The 21,778-nt window shown below is 27.8% G+C and carries 8 protein-coding genes; 5 read left to right on the forward strand and 3 right to left on the reverse strand.

From position 1 onward, the window contains the following. Positions 1–97: 97 nt before the first annotated feature. Complete coding sequence (locus EG856_RS01065) at positions 98–11,020, forward strand: hypothetical protein (RefSeq protein WP_130429295.1); 10,923 nt, start codon at positions 98–100, stop codon at positions 11,018–11,020. 49 nt (positions 11,021–11,069) lie between these two features. Here EG856_RS01065 and EG856_RS01070 read toward each other — a convergent pair whose 3' ends face one another. After that, positions 11,070–13,442 (reverse strand): hypothetical protein, encoded by a 2,373-nt coding sequence (locus EG856_RS01070; RefSeq protein ID WP_130429296.1) that lies wholly within the window; start codon positions 13,440–13,442, stop codon positions 11,070–11,072. 607 nt (positions 13,443–14,049) lie between these two features. Between EG856_RS01070 and EG856_RS01075 the strand changes: the two genes are divergently transcribed. The 4 genes from EG856_RS01075 to EG856_RS01090 all read left to right on the forward strand — a co-directional run bounded on the left by EG856_RS01075 (position 14,050) and on the right by EG856_RS01090 (position 20,436). Next, positions 14,050–15,225, forward strand: a complete 1,176-nt coding sequence (locus tag EG856_RS01075; RefSeq protein ID WP_198868313.1) for a site-specific DNA-methyltransferase — start codon at positions 14,050–14,052, stop codon at positions 15,223–15,225. Positions 15,226–15,247: 22 nt separating this feature from the next. Next, a complete protein-coding gene (locus tag EG856_RS01080) occupies positions 15,248–15,886 on the forward strand; it encodes a hypothetical protein (protein ID WP_130429297.1) in 639 nt (212 codons plus the stop codon). Positions 15,887–16,000: 114 nt separating this feature from the next. Next, a complete protein-coding gene (locus tag EG856_RS01085) occupies positions 16,001–16,423 on the forward strand; it encodes an HD domain-containing protein (RefSeq protein ID WP_130429298.1) in 423 nt (140 codons plus the stop codon). A gap of 2 nt (positions 16,424–16,425) precedes the next feature. Continuing rightward, positions 16,426–20,436 (forward strand): hypothetical protein, encoded by a 4,011-nt coding sequence (locus EG856_RS01090; RefSeq protein WP_130429299.1) that lies wholly within the window; start codon positions 16,426–16,428, stop codon positions 20,434–20,436. A 601-nt stretch (positions 20,437–21,037) separates the two neighbouring features. On the opposite strand, the gene EG856_RS01095 is transcribed toward EG856_RS01090, so the two are convergent. Both EG856_RS01095 and EG856_RS01100 read right to left on the reverse strand, forming a co-directional pair. Next, positions 21,038–21,253 (reverse strand): hypothetical protein, encoded by a 216-nt coding sequence (locus tag EG856_RS01095; protein WP_130429300.1) that lies wholly within the window; start codon positions 21,251–21,253, stop codon positions 21,038–21,040. Between the two features lie 60 nt (positions 21,254–21,313). Continuing rightward, positions 21,314–21,766 carry a hypothetical protein gene (locus EG856_RS01100; RefSeq protein WP_130429301.1) on the reverse strand — a complete coding sequence of 151 codons (453 nt, stop codon included), beginning with the start codon at positions 21,764–21,766 and terminating at the stop codon, positions 21,314–21,316. Between the last annotated feature and the right edge of the window lie 12 nt (positions 21,767–21,778).

Raw genomic sequence — 21,778 nt, forward strand, 5'->3', positions numbered from 1 at the left:
AGCAAAAAAATTGTTTTTTTTTTTTTTTTTTTTGCGTGATTTTTGTGTAATATAACATTTGCATATAACTATATATCATATAGTTAGGGAAGGAAAAATGAAAAAAAGAATTTTAACAACTCTTGTACTAGGAGCAACAGCTGCTACAACAACAGCAGGAGTTGTTGCAACATTGGAATTAAATTTAGAAAAAGATATCCAACCACAAATAAGTTCACAAGCCTTACAAAAAAAAGTAGGTGAATTAAAAGCTGAGGATATTAATTTTTACTATAAAGGCAAGCGAATTGATCCAAGTCAATACGGTGTAACAATTTCGTCATTAAATTTTGACAAAGTTAATGGGGTTGGTATTTCGAGTGTAAACTATAACTTTAGTGGTCGTGTTCGTCGTCGTGATATTAGTGTTGATTTTCAAACTAGTGGTTTTGCAACAGCTAAAGATGATTTAAATGATTCAAAAGTAGTCGGAATTGGGGATAGCAATTTAACAGCGTCGCATTTTGTTGAAAAAATCAATGAGTTAAACAAGAAAGCGGTTCAAGATCAAAATGAAGCTTTAAATTTGGCAAAAACATTAATTGGGGGAATGCCAAATCAAGATCAATACAATTATCAATTTAGCGAAATTAACTATGATGAAAGCGAAAATGTAAGTTTTAAAGTTAAAGCAAGTTATAAACTGCAACCCAATGATAATTTCGAGCGCACAATTACAATACCAGCATCACAATTTTTAGCTCAAAAACAACACAATGAGAATTTAGCAAACGAATATAAAGAATTAAGCGAGCAAGTTCAGCAATGAATTAATGATAATTTAGGTCCTGAAAAATATGCTCATGATGTTAAAAACCCATTGGAAAAAGTAAAACAAACTCAGGATAAATTAGCCTTACCAAATGTTGATAATCCACCAAGTGAAAATACCATTATCGCTGCTAAAAAAGCATTACAAGAAGCATTTGACAAAGCAAAAGTTGCCAAAGCGGTTTTTGATCTTGAACAAAAACAGACGCAATTACGCGACTACGAAATTAATAATTTAGCCAACAATCCTAATGCGCAACGTGTTATTGAACAAGCATTAGCTAATTTTTCGCGTAGCAATATTCCGGATGAAGATGTCAATAATGTTGCTAAATACAATGAATTTATTCAAAATTTAGACAATGCATTAAAAACTGCTACTCAAATTCAAGATGCTAAAGATAATTTTGACGAAGAATTAAAAAATAAATTTCAACCTTCACATTTTGGCGTGGATAATAAAACAAAAGATGATTATGAAAATAGAGTTCAAGCAATTATTAATAATTTAAACGCTGAACAAGCTAAAAATTTAGATCCTCAACAAGCAATTAAGGCATATGAAGATGCCAAAAATGGTTTAGCTCAGCTAAAACAAAATTTTGATTCTACACGCAAAGATGTAATTGCTCAATATGAGCAAGCATTGGCTAATTTAAATACATCTAAACAAGCAATGGATAATATTGGCCAATACGCAAAATTACAAAAAGATATTGAAGACTTGGTTAAAGCCAAAAATATTAGTGTTGATAAAGCAAATAATTATGCTAATACAACTCTAGAAAATATTAGTGAACAAACTAAAGCTTTAAACGATTTTAACGAATCTATACCTGCACAAAAAATGGCATTAGATGAAGCTAAACAAAATTATGATGAAGCATTACAAAGAGTAACTCAACTTAAAGATGATCCTAAATATGCAGATTTTAAAGCTGATTTAGAAACTTTAATTAATGATCAAACTGCTAAAATTGCTCAAGACATCACAGATAAAACTATTGATGTTGCCAAATACAATAATGCTGCTGCAGCTTTACAAGCAATTTTGATTAAAGGAGCTAAAGATCGCTTTTTAGCATTAAAATCTAAAACAAATAAAATTATTAATACACCTATAAATAATTTTGATGCAATAGATACAAAATTACAATCACTTAGTGATGATTTAAGTGATAAAGTGGCTAAATCTAATAATTTAGTAGAAATTGAAAATTATTATGATCAATTAGGTCGTGCAAATGATGTAGCGAATAAACAAAAAGAATTTGCGAATAAATTTAATGAAATTGTTAATTTAGCCGCTCAAGATCAATATCACCACATTAAAAATGCAATTACTTCTTTAATGGACCCATTAAAACAAGAAGTTTTAGCATCTAATGATGTAGATTTTATTACCCAAAAAATAAATGAATTAAATACTCAAAACTTTAGTCAAAAAGTTAATGATGCTAAAACTAAATTTAATGCAGTTGAAGCCAAAATTAATGAATTAAACCATTTAAAAGACACTGAATATGCGAATTATGAGCAAGCAAAAGCAATTATTCAAGATGCGGTTAATAAATATAATAATACAACATTGGTTTCAGATTCTATTGATGCCCAAATTAGTGACAAAAACCCATTAAATACGCAAAATTACGATAATATTATTGCTCAATTAGATTCACAAAAAACAAAAGCCGATGAAGTTAAAACTGCTAATGACGAATATAACACAGAATTTGCCAAAGTTTTTGGTGAAGCTAATTTTGTTGGCTATCAAGGAGCTAAAACTAAATATGATCAAAGTGTTGAACAAATAAAACAAACACTTGCAAATGCCCTTGTTCAAGCTCAATTGAATAGTGCTCAAATTGTTCAAGCTTATAATAATGCTACGCAGGCTCTAAAAGACGCTAAAGAAGCAATTGCTAAAAATAAAACAATAGATGACTTTAACAAAAAAGTTGCTGAATTAAACGAATTAAAAGCAAACTTAAATAAAGCTAATAATGCTCAAGCTTATCAAAATTTAGTTGCTAATATTGATCAAGCAATTGAACAAGCAAAACAAAACGTTGATTTTAATAATAATTTTGCCAGAGTAAATGAAGATCAAATTCAAGAACAAATTGAAATATTAAATAATGTCAAACAAGCAATCTCAACTAAACAAAACGCTATTGATCAAAGAATTAATTTATTCAATAATCCAGGTAAAAGTGAAATACAAAAATTAATTGCTAATGATATTGATAAAGAAACTACTCCATCAGCTACAAATGACAAAAATTTAGTAAAACAATTTTTAAATAACGAAATCGCTAAGGCTCAACAATTAATAGCAGATGTAAATGCTAATGATTATGGCACTTTAGATGGCGTTGATGCTTATTGAAAAGCATATACTGAAGCTAAAGTTATTTTAGATAATGCATTATTAGACGCAAGAAAACAAATTGATACAATCGATGAAGCAAAACACCGTTTATTAGATTATGAACACAATTCGCAAAATGTAATTCCTGGCTTTATAATGGATTGAAATGATCCAAAATATGATCAAATTAAAGCTGATTTAGATAAAGTAATTAAAACCGAAGATGCTAAATGATTACCAATAGCACGTCACAATTTATTAACTGTAGATGTTAAACAAATTCAAGATTCGATTGATAAAATTAAACAGGCATATAACAAAGCGCGTTTAGATAAAGCTAAACTTGATTTTGATACTGAATATAATGATATCGCTAATGTATTCCAAAAACCAGTTGACGATCAAAGTCAAAACAATAAATATGAAACTTTGCGCAATAAAATTATTGAGCAAATGAGTCCAATTAAAGCTGAAGTGGATGTGCTTAATGTTGATAATACAATTAAATATCAACAAGCAGACGCAAATGTCAATAAAGTTAATGAACTTCAAAATTCACTAGCTGATATTAAAACAAAAGCAAATGAAGCTAAAGACGCTTTTGATAAATTACAACAACAAATTGACGAAGCTCAAAATTTAATTAATTCAACCTACACTCAAACTAATAATCCAAAAGCATATGAATTAATTAATAATGCAATTAACGATAATAAACCTTCAACCATTGCAGCTGAAAATGTTTTAGATCCTCAAATTTATGAACAAAAAACAAACGCTTTAAAACAAGCGATTGCTCAAGCTAATGAAATTAGTGAGGCTAAAAAAGCGTACGAAACTGAATTAGCTTCTAAAACTATAATAGAAAATACTTTACCAGAAACACAATCTTGATACAATGCTGAAATTGAAAAAATTAAACAAAATTTAGATTCAATACTAAATGCTTTAAATGATACTAAAGCTCAAGATTATGTTGCAAAGGTTAAAAAAGCATACACTGATGCTCAAAAAGCATTAGATACTTTAAAAGACCAAATTCCACTTAAATCTGCACAAGAAAAATGACGTCAAGCATTAGATAAAATTAAACAAAAACAAAAAGCTTTAGGTGTAGATGCTAAACCTCAACTAAAAGGTTTAAATAAACAAATTCAGGATTTAATTGATCAATCTAGTCAAGATGTTAAACATAATTTAAACCCAAATCCTTACCAAAATGTTTCAATCGATACCATAAAAAACCAGACAAAATTACTAGATGATTTTGCTAATTCTGTTGAGCAAAAAGCAGATGTCATTAACGAAGCTGAACAAGTTTATCAAAAAGCAAAAATTGAATTAGAAAAATTAATTGCTGATGATAAATACAAAACACAACATCCAGAATTAGAGCAAATCAAAACTCAAGCAGAAAATGCTATTTCAACTGCTCAAAACAATGAGAGTGTTAATGCTAAAACATATAATGATCAAGCTCAATTAATAATAAATTCAGCTATCGATCAAGCTAATGAAAGATTTAATGATTTAGTTAAAGCCGCAAATGAATTAATTAAAACTAACGATTTAGCCAACAATCAACGCTATGACAATATTAATCAAACATTGCGTGATAAAATAGCTGAATTACAAGCTAATTTACCTAATAAAACTCACGATACAACAAAAGATAAAGTTGAAGAATTAAAACAAAAAATAAATCTAGCCCAAGATCAATATGATGCTTTAAATAAAGCAATTGAACAAGCAAAAATAAATAAAGCTAAAGCTGATTATGAAGCAAAAAAAGCGCAACTTGATAATGAAATAAATTCTTTAGATGAATATCCTAAAACCAAAGAGTATGCTCAAAATCAAATCAGTGAAATTAATCAACAATTAGTTGCCAAAATTGCACAATTAGACGCTGATGCAAACACAACTAGCGAGCAAAAAATTGCGGCATATAAGGAATTTGATACTAAACTAGATGAATTACAAGCTCAATTAGCTGCTAAAAAACAAGAAGAAACTAACGAAGCTAAAGCTGCTTATGAAACTAAATTAGATGAGTTAAATGAAAAATTAACTCAAAGTCAAGACCCAAGTCGCAAATATATTAAAGATAAATTAGATACAGATAAAAATGCCATTACAAATTCAATTACTCCTAATTCAACTCCAAAAGCATATAATGATGCTGTAGGTAATATCGACACGGCCTTAAATTATGCAAACGAGCAATTTCCTATTGCGGATGCGAATAAAGCTGCTGTTGAAGCATATGACACTTTAAAACAACAAGTTCAACAATATTTAGATAATGATCTAGGTGCTGATAAAGCTGAATATAATAAAATTAGAAAAACTCTAGCTGATGTTAAAAATGCTCAAGATGCTAAAGGCTCAGCAACTAATGATCCATATCCTAAAGCTAACGCTGCTAATGAAGCTAAAATTCAATTACAACAATCTTTAGATGAAGCTAAAAAACAAAAAACTTTAATTGATGCTGCTAAAATGGAATACGATAAACAAATCACCTTAATCGATTCTTTAGTTACTAAACCAGAATATATCGCAGCAAATCAAGTTGATACATTAAATGCCCAAAAAAATAGTTCACAATTAGCAATTCAACAAGCCCAAAATAATAATTCAATTCAAGCTAGCGATTATAGCGATGAAGTTGATAAATTAAAACCAGCAATTCAAAACGCAGCTGTAGCTATATATAATGATTTAAATAACAAAGTAGACGAATTAATCAATAATGATAATTTAGGTGGTAAAAACCAATATCAAAATGTTATTAATGATTTAAACATGGCTAAGCAACAAAATGATGCCAACGGAACTAATAATGCTAATCCATATGAAACTATCAACCAGGCATATGATAATTTGAATTCAGCTTATAATAAAGCACTTGATGATGCTTTAAATATTGCAAATAATCAATTTAATACAGATAAAGCAGCTGCTGTTGCTCAAAAAGATGCAACTAACGATGCATATCAAAGTGCTAAACAAAGTTATGAAAATGAAATTAATCGTTTACAAGGTGATGTTGACTCATTAAATGCGCAAAATGATAAGAATGCTAAACGTAAAGCAATTGAACAGGCAATAGATGATTTGGCAGCTGCTAAAACTAAATTTGCTAATGATATAGCAGCTATGGATGCTGCTAAAAAAGCTGAATACGACAATAAAGTAAATGAATTAAATGATTTGGCTTCAAAATTAAATGCTTATCCAGATGCTAAGAGAGAATTATTAAACGCTTTAAAAGCTAGCGATGAAGCTGTTGGACGTGATACTGATGGTGCTGATAAATATCCTTTAGCCAATAAAGCTAAACAAATTGCTCCTAATTTTATTGCTCAATTATCAAAATTAGAACAAGCAATAACCAAAGCTAAAACTCAAACTTCACAAGCTGCTAAAGCCGAGTATGAAAAACAAAAAGATGCTTTACAAGCTATTGAAGTAGGCACTAATAATGCTTATAATCAAGCTAAACAAGATTTAAACACTAAGATTAGCGAAATTCAAAAAATGTTGGATGAGCAAATTGCTCAAGCTAATGGTAATTTAGATGACCAACGACAAGCTTATGAAGATGCTAGTGCAAAAATAGAAGCGGCCAAAAATGCGTTTGAAACTGCTAAAACTAATTTAGATCAAGCTAAAAAAGATGAATATAACCAAAAAGTAGATCAAATTAATACCTTAATTAATGCTTTAAATGAATATCCTGATGCGCAAACTAAATTGCGTGATGCATTAAATAAAGCTGATCAAGCTGTAGGTCGTGATGCTAATAATGCTGATAAATATCCACTAGCTAATAAAGATAAACAAATTGCACCTAATTTTATTACTCAAAATCAAGATTTAGACACAGCAATTAATGAAGCAAAACAACTTGCAAACACCAAAGCAAACCAAAATTATGGTGTACAAAAAGCAAAAATAGACGCAATTGCAGCCGATCAAGCAAATGAACCTTATGCTGAAGCTAAAAATGAATTAAGAAATAAAATTAATGAAATTAATAATAATTTAAATAATGCTTTACAAAATGCTGGTGATAATTTAGACAAAAAACGTGATTTATACGAAGATGCACAACGCGATCTAATTCAAGCACAAAAAGACTTTGAAAATGCTAAAAACGAAAAAGAAAAAGCAAAATACGAAGCAGAAGTAAATAAATTAAATACTCTAAAAAATGATTTAGATGCTTATCCAGCTATAAAACAACAACTACAAAATGCTTTAGATAATGCTAATAGTGTGGTGGGTAAAAACGATTCAGCTTATGATTCATCAAAAGCAACAGCTGATAATTTTAGAAACGAAATTCCTAAAATTAGTGCTGCAATTAATAAAGCTCTTGAAGATGCTAAAACGCAAGCTGAACAAAATTATAATAATGCTAAACAAAGTGCCGACAATGAATCTGCAAACACTACCGATCCAAGCTATAAACCACAAAAAGATGCCTATGATGCTAAATTAAACCAAATTCAAGCAGAATTAACTACTGCTTTAAATGACGCCGGTCAAGATCCAGCTAAAATCAGAAAAGCATACGAAGATGCAACTAAAAAACTAAATGATGCTAAAGCTGAATTTATTGCTGCTAAAAACAGTGAACAAGCACAAAAAAATCGTGAATATATCGAATTATCTAAACAAGTACAAACTTATTTAGATAGTACTTTAACCAGTGGATATGAAGATATAGATAAAACATTAAAAACAGTTAAAGATCGCACTGATCTTACTAGCGGTTTGAATAAAACTCCAAGTTTAACTCAAGTTCAAAATGATATAAGAGATTTAACTAATGCGTTTAACACTGCCAAACAACAACAACCAATTAGAGCTCAAAAATTAAGGGATAAAAACGCTAAAGATGCTCAATATGCTACAGCTCTAAATTCATATAATGATCCATTAAATTCAAATTTAAAATCTTATTTATCAGGAGCTAAAACAAACGCTCAAACAGCGCTTGATAGTGTTTTAAATAACCCTAATTCTACAACTCAACAAATTAATACAGCTTATGATACATATAATACTGCTTTAACAAACGCAATTAATGCTGCTTCACAGGCATTAAATGAATTTGATACTAAAAAGCGTGAAGTTCAAGCTGAAATTAATAAAGCAAGTTTTAAAACTACATTACAAAATGAATTAAATGCACTTAAACCACAAGTTAATAACAAACAAACAGTTATATCTAATTTAGAACAAATTAAACAAAAAGCAATTAAGCAAAAACAAAGAGAAGATGCTAGAGCTGGTGCTCAAGCATACTTAAATAGAATTACTTTATCTTCTAAACAACAAGATAAAACTAATTGACAAAACATTATCAATTCAAATACTGCTGAACCTAGCGCAATTACGCAAGCCTTTGATCAAGTCAGGGCATATTTAAGCCAAATGCAAAATACGGCTAAAGCTAATATTAAGCGTTTGTTAGCTAATGGTAGCAACCCTGAACCTTATTTTAGAGAAAATACTAACCGAGCAAATAATAATGCAAATACCGATAGTGAATATGAAGTAGCTTCAGGCTATGTTAATAGTAGAATTAAATATTTTATTGATAACGAGTTAAAACGAAATTTAACAAATCAATTCGATGCTCAAACTCAAAGACGTTTTGAATTAGACCCAAATATAGCAACACAGCAACAAGTAGTTGATAAAATTAGCGAAGCTCGTACATTATTAAACGCTTACAATGCATTAGGTAATTTGATTAACACTAGATTGGCTGGCGATCAAAATTTAATAAACAAATACAATGTTAAAAAAGATGAAAACGATAAAACCTTAGCCAAATTCAATACAATTACTCAAGAAGTTAATAACGAAATCACCACTAGACGTAATGAAGCTCAAAGCATTTTAAACACTATTCCACAGCGTTTAAAAGATCAACATCCTGATTGGCAACAACGTCTTGGCAATCCTGTAACAAGCAATAATAATGTTAAAAATGTTGGTGAATTAAATGTTTTAATTGATGAACTAGATAAATTCTTTGTAATTACATCAAGTTCAAAAGGTAATCCAGAAACAATAAATTTACAAAATTCAAATTCAATGGCAAAAACAAATGTTATATTTAGTCGTATTCCAAAAGTATTTAATGGTAAATATTTATATGCTGTAGCTAAATATAACAATAATTACATTGTTTCACAGTCTAGGTCAGCCGAAAGAACTCAAGATGATATTAATCGATTTACTAATAACGGTTATGTGTTTAATTTCCCTGCTTCTAAAGCAGCTAATAAACGAAATGGAGAATACCATTTAGAAACTGTTATTTATAGCGATAATCAAAATTTAACTGATAACGAAGTATTAAGCATTGCGAATTCAACTAATTCAACAAATAAAGCAATTAAAGAAAATGAAACTAATAATAATTATCAAGCATTTAATGTGATGGGTGCTGCTGAAATAGTTGCCAACAATGTACGTGCAACATTCACATATGATAAAAATATTAATTGAGAAAACACAGTTGGTTGAAATTCAATAATAGAAAAAGGAACACCGACCACGGTTAATATTAGTGGTTTTACAACTAAAGGTTTAGATTATTCCGTTCCGAATTTAAAAATAAAATTAAAAGGTAAGGCTCGTACTGGTGAATTACATAAATTTGAAACACCTAGATTTAATCAAAAAATTAATTATTCATATAATAATAAAGATTTAGTTCACGATTTAGATTTAAACCTAAATAGTAAAAACATTACTATAGATAACAGCGGTAATTTAAGTTTTAATTTTAGAGTTAGTGATCTTAAAGCCGGTTATAAATATGAAATAGAACAAATAAATGTTAGTGCTACTCCAAAGAATCGACCTATCCAGTATACTGAATATATTTGGTATAAAAACCAACAAAATAGCAATATTTCTTATGATCAATCATATCGTTATACCGAAAATAACACCGAAGTGCCAGCTTATATATTTTCTTTATCAGCTAATGAATCAAATAGACTTTGAAGTTTAAAATACGGTGAAACAATTTCTACTAATCGATCAGCTTCCTTTTATTCAAACACAGATAATGATATAGATGATGCTTGAATTACTAGAATTTATTTCAATAGTATCGATATGGGGGATTTTTCTAAAATATTTAACTATTTAATTTCTAAAGTGCCTAATACCGCTAAGTCATATTCGCCTAAAGAATACTATAACACCACATTTCAAGAAGAGCACTTGAATTTAAGAGAAAAATGAATTGATCAAATATCGCAAGTTGTGGCAGAAGCGTTTGAATATTTAGTACCAACGAATGATTATTCAAAAATACCAAACGATACTACCAAACAATATGGTACAACAGCTAGAGATAAAATCGGCTTTTCAACTTCTTCAATTCAATTGGGAGCATTATTAAATAATAATTCACCATATTATAAAATTGATAATTTACGCAATAATAATAATAATAATAATGTGTTATATCCTATCGTGGGTGGTCAATTATTACGTCAATATGCTGCCACAGATAATTCAAAAGAATCTAATGCTAAATTAGCTCGTTTTTTAAATACCGGAGACGGACGATACTACGCATTATATTTAACTAATGAATTAAACAATTTATATGGTTTTAATAACGAAGCCCGAAATTTAAATAATACTCGTGGAGGTTATGATACATTCTGGTATGGAAGACAAAGAAATCGTTCTGGCAATTTAACTAAACGTTCTTCATATGTAGTAATGAAAGAAGCATTAGAATGAATGGTTGATTATAACGAACCTAATTTTGATGAAAATATCCAAAGATAATTTAAATTAACAACAAAAAAGACAATTGAAAAAAATTGTCTTTTTTTAATTAAAATATTTGCGTACTTCTAAATAAGTTTTCATCAAAATTAGGTTCGTTATAATCTAATAATCACTCAAGTGCTTCTTTAGCAGTAACATAATTTCCTTGCAAAATGAAATTTCTTAACTCATCTTTTTCTCTTCCGTACCAAAAAATATTTTCTTGACCTGATTTGTTAACTGCATCACGCACAGCATTAGTAAAACCATATTCATTATTTAATTGATTTGAAAGTCTTAATGCGTATAAATTAAGCTCATCAGTGTTTAAAAATCTTCTTAGTTTGTCATTTGATTCTTTTGAACGATCACCAGGATTCCGCAATAAAGTCGAACCACCTAGTATAGGTAATAATTTAGCCCCTTCACGTAAAAATGCCGAATCATTTCGGTAAATATCTGATGAAACTTGATCTGGTTGTAATGCTCCTATTTGAACAGATGATGTTGAAAAACCATAGTGGTTATTTCTACCGGTATAATAATCTTTTGTTAAGTCATTTAAAATTTTAAATTTGATATTACCTTTTGATATATCGTTAAAAGTATTAGCTAATACTTGTGAAATTTGATCAATTCAACGTTGTCTTAAGTTTAATTTCACATCTTGAAATGTTGCATTGTAATATCTATTAGGGTCGTAATTTTTTTGTGTATCCGGAACCAATGAACTTAAATAATTAAATAAAACTGAAAAATGACCCATATCGAGATTATTAAAATAAACTCTAGTTATTCATTGACCAGTTAATTGGTTATCATATCAATGACTAAAATATGCTGATCTATTAGTAGATGCTGTTACGCCTTTATTTAAACTAAATAACTTATTCAATTCACTTGAGGTTAAACTAAATACATATGAAGGTACTTCGGTGTCATTTTGGTTATATGTATATGATTGATTGTATAAAATATTACTATTTTGTTTATCTTTGTGTCAAATATATTCTTTATATGCAACCGGACGATTTGATGGCGTTGCTTGGATGCTTATTTTTTCAACTTGATATTTATAACCGGCCTTTAAACTATTTAATTTAAAACTAAAACTTAAATTATCGTTTTGCACATTTATACTTGGATTTAAAATTGTAATTTCAGCAACATCATCTATTAATGCTTTGTTGTTGTGACTCGTATTATATCTTTTGCCAAAAACCGCTGTTTCGGCTTTACGTAATATTCCTGTTTGAGCTGTTCCTCTTAATTTAACTTTTAAACTGTTTTGGAAAAAGTTTAAACCTGTGGTTTTAAAACCACTTACAACTACATTGGCTGGTGCTCCTTTTTGAATTAATTCTCTTCAACCAATAGTTACATCTCTAGTTAGGTTGTTTTCATAATTAAATGTAGCTTGCACATTATGTGCTACTATTTCAGCAGCACCAATAACACTAAATGCTTGATAGTTATTGTTATTTTCATTTTCTCTAATCGCTTTATTTATGGATGTTAAAACTTGTTGATCATTAAGGTTTTGTGAATCGCTATAAACTATGGTTTCTAGATGATATTCTCCATTTTGTTTATTAGTAGCTTTAGAATATGGAAAATCAAATATATATCCATTTCCGCTATTAAATTTAGCTCTATCTTCACTTGTTTGAATCGCTAATCTAGGAGTTGAAATTATATAATTATTATCATTAAGTTTAGCTACAGCATATAAATATTTACCATTAAATACTTTTGGAATACGACTTAGACCTACATCTACATTGGCTTTGCTATTCACCTTTTGTAAATCAATAGTTGAAAATCTTCCCTTAGATGAAGTTGTAATTACAAAGAATTTATCTAGTTCATTAATTAAAGCGTTCAATTGACCTGCATTTGCGTTAGTATTAGTAATAGTTTGATTCCAATTAGGGTGTGTATTTTGTATTCGCTGTGGAATAGTGTTTAAAATGCTTTGAGCTTCATTACGTCTAGTGGTGATTTCGTTATTAACTTCTTGAGTAATTGTATTGAATTTGGCTAAGGTTTTATCGTTTTCATCTTTTTTAACATTGTATTTGTTTATTAAATTTTGATCGCCAGCCAATCTAGTGTTAATCAAATTACCTAATGCATTGTAAGCGTTTAATAATGTACGAGCTTCGCTAATTTTATCAACTACTTGTTGCTGTGTTGCTATATTTGGGTCTAATTCAAAACGTCTTTGAGTTTGAGCATCGAATTGATTTGTTAAATTTCGTTTTAACTCGTTATCAATAAAATATTTAATTCTACTATTAACATAGCCTGAAGCTACTTCATATTCACTATCGGTATTTGCATTATTATTTGCTCGGTTAGTATTTTCTCTAAAATATGGTTCAGGGTTGCTACCATTAGCTAACAAACGCTTAATATTAGCTTTAGCCGTATTTTGCATTTGGCTTAAATATGCCCTGACTTGATCAAAGGCTTGCGTAATTGCACTAGGTTCAGCAGTATTTGAATTTATAATGTTTTGTCAATTAGTTTTATCTTGTTGTTTAGAAGCTAAAGTAATTCTGTTTAAGTATGCTTGAGCACCTGCTCTTACATCTTCTCTTTGTTTTTGCTTAATTTGACCTAAAGAGGAAATTACATTTGTTTGTTGTTTACTTGTATATTATGTGTAAAATATAAATAAAAAATATATCTAAATCGCTAAGTGGAATTGTCGTAATTAAAACTTGAAAGTAGAACATATTGTGTGTAGACAGTTCAATAAAAAAATTATTTTTTGGTCGCAGCACTCATTGTTATGACGTTTTTTATATAATAAAAAAATATGTTTTAAAAAGGTTAAAAAAAGAGAAAATTCGCTGAGAGAAATAAAATTGACACTCTTTCACATAATGTAATAGGCAAAAACTTGCCTATCATAATTTAAAAGATTAAAATCATTTTCATAGTAAAAAAATGATTATATTAAAAAATTAAACACTATAAGTGAACTGAAAATAAAGAAAATAGATATTTAACTAAATTATTAAAAAGATATAAGGAGGAATATGAATAATAAAATTTTTATTGGAGATAACTTGGAAGTTATGAGATCCAAGCATATGGGTGAATTTAAAAATAAAATCCAAACTATTTATATTGATCCTCCATACAATACTTTTAGTATTAAAAGTTATCAAGACAGCATAAATACTTTAGAGTGAATTGAGATGATGAAATTGAGATTAATCGAATCAAGAAAGTTTTTAAAAGAAACAGGAGTTATTTTTATAAGTATTGATGATAATGAATATGCTAATTTAAAAGTGTTGTGCGATGAAATATTTTATAAAAGTAACTATATTGGTACTTTTATCACAAACCAATCTAAAAGAAGCAACGCAATACACATTAACACAACTCACGAATATATTTTATGTTATGCTAAAAATAAAAACAAAACAAAAAAATTCGAGGTAAAAAGAATCGATATTCCCGAAAACAAAAAACTGTTTAAAAAACTCAATAGTATAGCATTAGAATTAGTTAAAAATAATTCTTTAGAAATAGCCAATCAAAAATTTAAAAAGGTAATAAATGATGAAGTTAAAAATTCTAAACAAACTTGGTTAAAAAATTATTCAAATATTGATGAAAATTCTAGAATATATTTTGCAATGGATTTATCCACACCAAATAATCCTAAATCAGTTTCAATTCCACAAATAAATTTGAATTTAAAACCCTTGAAATCGAGAGGTTGATCAAGTGATAAAAAATTTATTGAACTTCACAAACAAAAAAGACTTGTTTTTAAAGATGAACGTCCTTATTCTAAAAAATATTTAGAAGAGGCTACAGATAATGCTCAATCAGTTTTGAATTTTTTTTCAAGACAAGGCACAAATGATTTAAAAAAAATAGGTTTAGCAGGTTTATTCGATACACCTAAACCCGTTGAACTAATTAAATTTTTAATTAGAATTTCAACAAATGATGATGACATTGTTTTGGATTATTTTGCTGGTTCAGGAACAACTGCTCAATCTGTTTATGAACTTAATTTATTAGAAAATAGAAATAATAAATATATTCTCATTCAAACTAAAGAACCAGTTAAAACCAATACATCAGTTTTTAAAAAATGTGTGGATTTAGGCATAAATCCTTATATTAGTGATATTCTGCTTTTTAGAATTAATAAATTTATCAAAACCAAAGATTACGATTTAGAATATATTTAATACTTAATAGGCAAGGTGTAAAATGAATGAAATAAAAACAAAACTCGAAGAACTTTTTAACAAAGGTAAATTTCAAAAAATCAATTTATCTTTTGTAAAAGAAGGTGTTGATGTTTTACAACAAATAAATTTAATCCAAGAAAAATACAATAAAAATGATACCGATACATTTATCAATGAATTAAGAGACTCAATTGTTGGAAATATTTTAGGATATGATCTAATAAATACCAAAAAACATGGTTTTGATTGTAAAAAAGAAAATAAAGATATTTATCTTGAAGTGAAAGACGCTAGTTTTACTTCAGATTCTTGACAAGCAACATTTAACGATACTACACTAGAAAAAGCTAAAGCGTTTCAAGATCCTAGACTTTATTTAGCATTAGCGGTTTGAAAGGGTGCGAGTGATTTAATGTTTATATGTTATGGTCAAAATAAAGAAATAGGCGAATTTCTTGAGCAAAAAGTCAATGCTTTTACAAATGAAGCAAAAGTTGTAAGAAGTACACAAAGCATAACTTTATCAAAATTAATTTTTACTTATGGTTTTAAAATCTATCCAGTTTCTAAATCAAAGGAAGAAATAAAACAAATATTAAAATTAATGAATAAAAGTTTTAATAATTTGACTGATGATATGTTTCGAATTTTAGATTAACAACAAAAATATATTTATATACAAAAATAAAACACAAAATTATAAATATTGAGTAATTTTGAGTAAAAATATCGTATATTTTAATACATAAAAAAATAAAGGAGAGTAAAATATATGAATTTATTAAAAGCATACTGATTAGCCCAGAAAGCTCATAAAGGGCAAAAAGATAAGGGCGGAAAACCTTATATTAATCACCCAAAATATGTAGCAAGTAAATTTATTGATAAAGATTTTAAAATAGTTGCTTTATTGCACGATGTTGTCGAAGATAGTGGTGTTAAATTAGATTTAATAGAAAATATGTTTGGAACCACAATTGCAAAAGCAGTAGATGCTATGACTAAAAGAAAAGATGAAGAGTATGCTTTGTATCTTCAAAGAGTGAAAAGCAATCCTATTGCCAAAGAAGTTAAGCTGATTGATTTATATCATAATTTAGATTTTACCCGACTGGGGAGAAGAGAATTAACTTTAAGCGAGAAGACTAGAATTAAAAAATATCTTGATGCCATACAATTTTTATTAGGAATATAGAAATGAAAAAAAATAAAAAATGATTTTTAATTTTAAATTTAGCAACATTGCCAATTGTCATAAGTGCGTCTAAATGTACAAATGAACAAAATGAACAACAACCCCCAAAAACTCATAATGATTTTAAACCGCAATCTAAACCTAGTCAAAAACCTCAAACATCAACTGTTAATCCGAATAATCAAACTCAACCACATCAAAATAACTCAACATCGGATAATAATATAACCGAAAATAATACTGAAAATGATCAACATACCAATAACAATACACCAATAAAACCAACTCCACCAACGCAAGACAATCCTACCCAAAACCAAAGTGATGTTCCAAGCCAAAATAATTTAAAACCCGATCCAACAAATAACGTTGATTCACAAGCAAATAAACAAATAAATTCAAATGAACCAAATAGTAACACTCATAGCGACATTAATACCCAAACCCAACAACAACCACAACCAATGACTAAACCGAGTCAAAATATAAATTCTACACCACAACAATCTAATCATCCCGATTTTGTTGAAATTAAAAATAAAGATTATATTCGTAAAGATTTTTTAATTGGGGCCGAATTTAACACCGCTCCTTTAAATGTTAGTACTCAATTTGATTTTGATGCTAATTCAGTATCACCTGAATACGCACAACAATTACAAATAAAACATACAATTGTAGATGAAGATTTTGGTGATATTAAAACCGGTACAACTAAAGTGCGTTTGCAAAACCAAAATGTTGATTACGAATTTATTGAATTGAGTTTTTTAATTTTAAGTCCACATAAAAATTTAAGTTTAGATTACATTTTAACAACCCAAAGTGGTGAGCAACACTTAAAGACTAATTTACAAGCCCAAGCAAATAATATTTATTCTGCTAAAATTACTGTGCCTAATCAATATATTGATGTTAAATTAAGTAAAATTAAACATAACGATGTTGATGTATTTAGTTTTGAACAAAATCAGGCTCATACGATAAAATACGAAAATATTCAACCACGAGCAATTTATAAGTATGGTTTAGATGAATTTAATAAAAGTATAAATAATGATCAAGTTGATATTAGTTTTAAAGTCGAAGAAAATTCTTCCACATATTCAACTGAATATTTAGATTTTCAACTTAAATATTTAGCTCCTGATAATACCATTAAAACCAAAACATTTAGTGAGCGCAAACATAATGATCGTTATAATTCCATTACTTTTTCAATTAATTTAAATTCGAGTGAAATTAAATCCGTTTTAGGTTTATATATTAAAGATATTGAAAATAGCAACTTTACTAAAATTTCAATTCCATCACATTGAGATTTCGCTTTAGTTCAACAAAATAATGATTTTGAAATTAAACACATAAATGTTAGTGATAATAAAATTACTCTTACAACTTCAAATTTAAGTGAATTAAATAACCAAAATATTGAATTATTAGTGAAAAGTTATGATCCTTTTGAACCTTATTCTAAAATCATTACAACATCACGCACTAGCAACAACACAATTGAATTTGATCGCTCAAATTTAGATATTTCAATTAATAAATATATTATTACTAAAGCTAAATTAAGCCAGGATAATATTATTGATTTTGGCTTAAAAACACAATATAGTTTTGATAATGTTCAAGCTCAAAATAACGAAGTAAGTTTGCAACAACTTAATGTATATGTCGATCATAGTACTAAATCTGTTTATGGTTCATTAAAATTGAATTTTAACGGCCACATTAGTAAATATAAAAATAAATGAATTGAATTGGAATTTAGTCCCCAAATTAATCAGTTTGGCAATAAAATTTATCCTGATAAATATAAAAGTGTCATTAAATTCGATCAATATGCTAAATTCGGTTTAAACGGGTTTAATCCTGATATTAAATTTAATTTAACAAGTGCAAAATTTGTTAGTGCTCAAAGTTTAAGTGAATATGCTGATATTAATTTAAATAATTTAGATTTTAGTTTTCGCTACCATTTAGATTATGATAATAATTTAATTAATCAACATTTAAAAAATGTGCCTGGGCAAGCTAATAATTCTAATCCACAATTATTAAGCAATAATTTAAATTTAGCTAAAAATGAATTATTAAATTTAGCAATTGCTGCTAAAAACCAAAATCAAAACCACAATACAATTTTATATAGCGAGCAAAATTTTTACGCTTGGTCAAGATATTTAAGTTTTTATCACAACAATTCTTTATCTAATAAATTAGATCACTTACAAATGATCGATGAGAACAATAATAACCTTGCTTTTCAAATCGTGCAAGGACGTGAAATTTTAAAAAACACTTTATGAGACATTAACCAAAATTATAACCAAGCTCAAATTATTAAAAATTTAGATGTTTTTAGTGGTTGAAGTGAAGTTGAAGACCAAACACTTGTTAATCTTAATTTTAAAATGGACTTATTTAAAAATAAGTTACAAGATTTTTATGATACTAACTCACTAAACGAATATAATAAAAGCATTTTAAATGCTGCGTTTATGTTTAAAGATTTTAAAAATTTAGCCATAGGCGAATATTTAGCACCAATTATTGATTTTAATACCGAATTTAGCGAAAACGAACAAAACAACAATAATTTAAAAGCGTTATTATTTAATTATGATTTTCGTGTGCAAAAATTAGCACCTAAACAATTTAAATTGATTATTCAAGCTCGCTATGATGATGTTTATTTAAGTGATAATGTGAGTTTGCATTATTTTGCTAACCAAAAAAATGCTCTTTTATCCGAAGCTTATTTAGCAATTGCTTATCCTAAAAAACAAAATCAAAATTTAAATGTGCAATTTAATTCTTTGCCACACCCAGATAACACTCCTTCATACGCAACTAATTTATTACTTTTAGATCCTAAAAGATTAAACGCCAACGGACAATACGAAGATTTAAATTATGACAGTTTTGCATCTAGAAATAATACAGCTCGTCGCTTATTTAAAGATGATGAAACAGCTGGTGGTTTAGAGCAATTACGTCAAAGGGTATTTAGTTTTAATGACGCCTCAAGCTCAAGTGTGAGTGTGTTAGGCCCAGTGTTACCAAATGATCCTAATGATTTTAGGTTTTATATTGTAACTAATACGCACGTTTCGCGTGGTTGAAATACTTCTAGTCATCCTAGTTTAGATACACAATTTAAACATAAAATCAATGCTAACTTTCGCATTCCTAACATTATTAATAAACCTCAAGATTACGAACAAAATGGATTTAGTGGGCCTTTAGGCAATGAATTATATTGAAAAAATGGTTTTGATGTTAATTTAGATTTAGTTTCTAATTATCGTGATGTTGATCAATATTGAAATTTTGAAAATGTTAAAGATGGCTACAATAATAAAATCAATAGCTTTAACGATAATTCGCACGCAAGATTTGATATGTCAATATTAATTGTTGATTTAGCTCAATTTTTCAATCAATACCAAAATAATTCAACACAATATTTAGCTTTAGATGAACAACAAAAACAAATCGCAAATTATATTTTAAATTGAAAAAAATTAAGTTTAATTAAAACTTCTCGTGAAGCTTATCATATCAATAATCAAGTTAATTTAAACTGATTTTTTGGCGGTTTTCCGGTTGAAAGTGGCGATAATAAAGACGGCCACGTTAATTCACAACGTTATCGTGAATATATATTAGCTAATAGTTCTCAAATTGCAATTCAGCCTCACGGTAGCACTAATATATCTAATTATGCTATTTCATTTCCGGTTTCAGCAATAGATGCCACGGGTGGAGCTTCAGGCACATCAGTGTATGATAGTGAAGGAAATTTAGCTGCTTTATATGCCGCAGCAACTGCTCGCAATACTTATACTTATTTATTTAACTCAAATAAATGAGATTTTTACGGAGATGGGACTAAACCATTTAATCGTGCTAGTTTTTACGAAAAAATGCGTTTATTATCTTATTTATACCCAAATCGCTACAACCGTGACGATTTTAAGCAAACTGGTTTTAAATTTCAATAAATTAAACAAAACAACATTCTTGATGTTGTTTTTTCTACGTTTCCCAGTTTAAGTATAATGAACTTTTAAAATAACCTTATATTCTAATTTAGGGTAAAAAACATTAAAAAATAACGTAATTTATTTCTAGATTTAATAAAAATGCGTATTTACGCAACAATATTAAATAGGACAAGAAAATAAAAAAATGATCGGAGAATCTTATGCCGTGCCGACCTAGTCTTACATACTTATTTTAACATAAATTCGCCACTTTAATTCAAATTGCCGAATTATAATAAATTTTGGGCGATACCTTAATCTTTACTTGTTATACTAAATAATATATTAAAAGTAAAGATTAAGACAGAAAGATCTAATTTATTCTCACTACTCCTTGTCGTATCTACGTCAAAATCGCAAAAATGGGAAAAAAAAATAATATTGTTAGGCGCCACAGCCACTCCTATCCTAGCAGCTTCAAGTGCTTGCTCTTTTCAAAATGATTATAAAAACAATATCGAATATTTCTTTATCGTTCATAATAACCATTTTTTATTTTTAATCTTTTATTTTTTTGATCAAAAAATTAGAAAATACTTTTTACTCAATTTTGCAATTTTTAATATAAGGTTTTTAACACCGGTTTTACATTTCTAATTTTAAGTGTAGTATATTCTTTGATATTATTTTTTGTTTTAATTCTTATTGAAATTGGTATATATGTTTTATACTCATAATTATCAGAAGTTATATCTCTTAATACCATTATCGGAATAAAACCTTTTGCGTTGTTCTCCCAAGATAAAGAAAATGTATTATTAGTATTATTTTTCAAAAATAAAAACAATCGCTTTCTTTATAAAGTAATTCAATAAATTGAGCAAAAAACTCAAATCTACAAATCAAAAGGACAAAAAAAATCATTAGAAGTATATTTATCTTTAAGTTTAATTTTCTTTTCAGGTTTAATTTCTGAATTAACAATATCGTTTAATATTATTTCTCAATTATTAATTAGTAATTTTTCTAAATAAGATAATGGGTCATTGTGATTTATTACTTTATTTATAAAAGTTTTTATATATTTATAATCATTAGTTTTCTTTTTTTCTAACCTTTGTCAATAGTGGAGACCTAAAATATGTTTTATATTTTTATTTTTTATTTGTATTAAGAAGTCTCTACTTTCTAAATTTGTATTATTTATCATAAAAACATTTAATTTATTTTCGAAATGTATTTCTTTATTTTGTGAGTTTTGCTGATAAAAAATTTTATCTAAAATATTTTTTAAATTTAACAAAATATTTTTAAGTTTTTCATTATTGATGTTTATCAAAAGTTCCATAAAAAAATGATG

This window comes from Mycoplasmopsis phocirhinis (genome assembly GCF_004216495.1).
Taxonomy (GTDB): domain Bacteria; phylum Bacillota_I; class Bacilli_A; order Mycoplasmatales; family Metamycoplasmataceae; genus Mycoplasmopsis; species Mycoplasmopsis phocirhinis.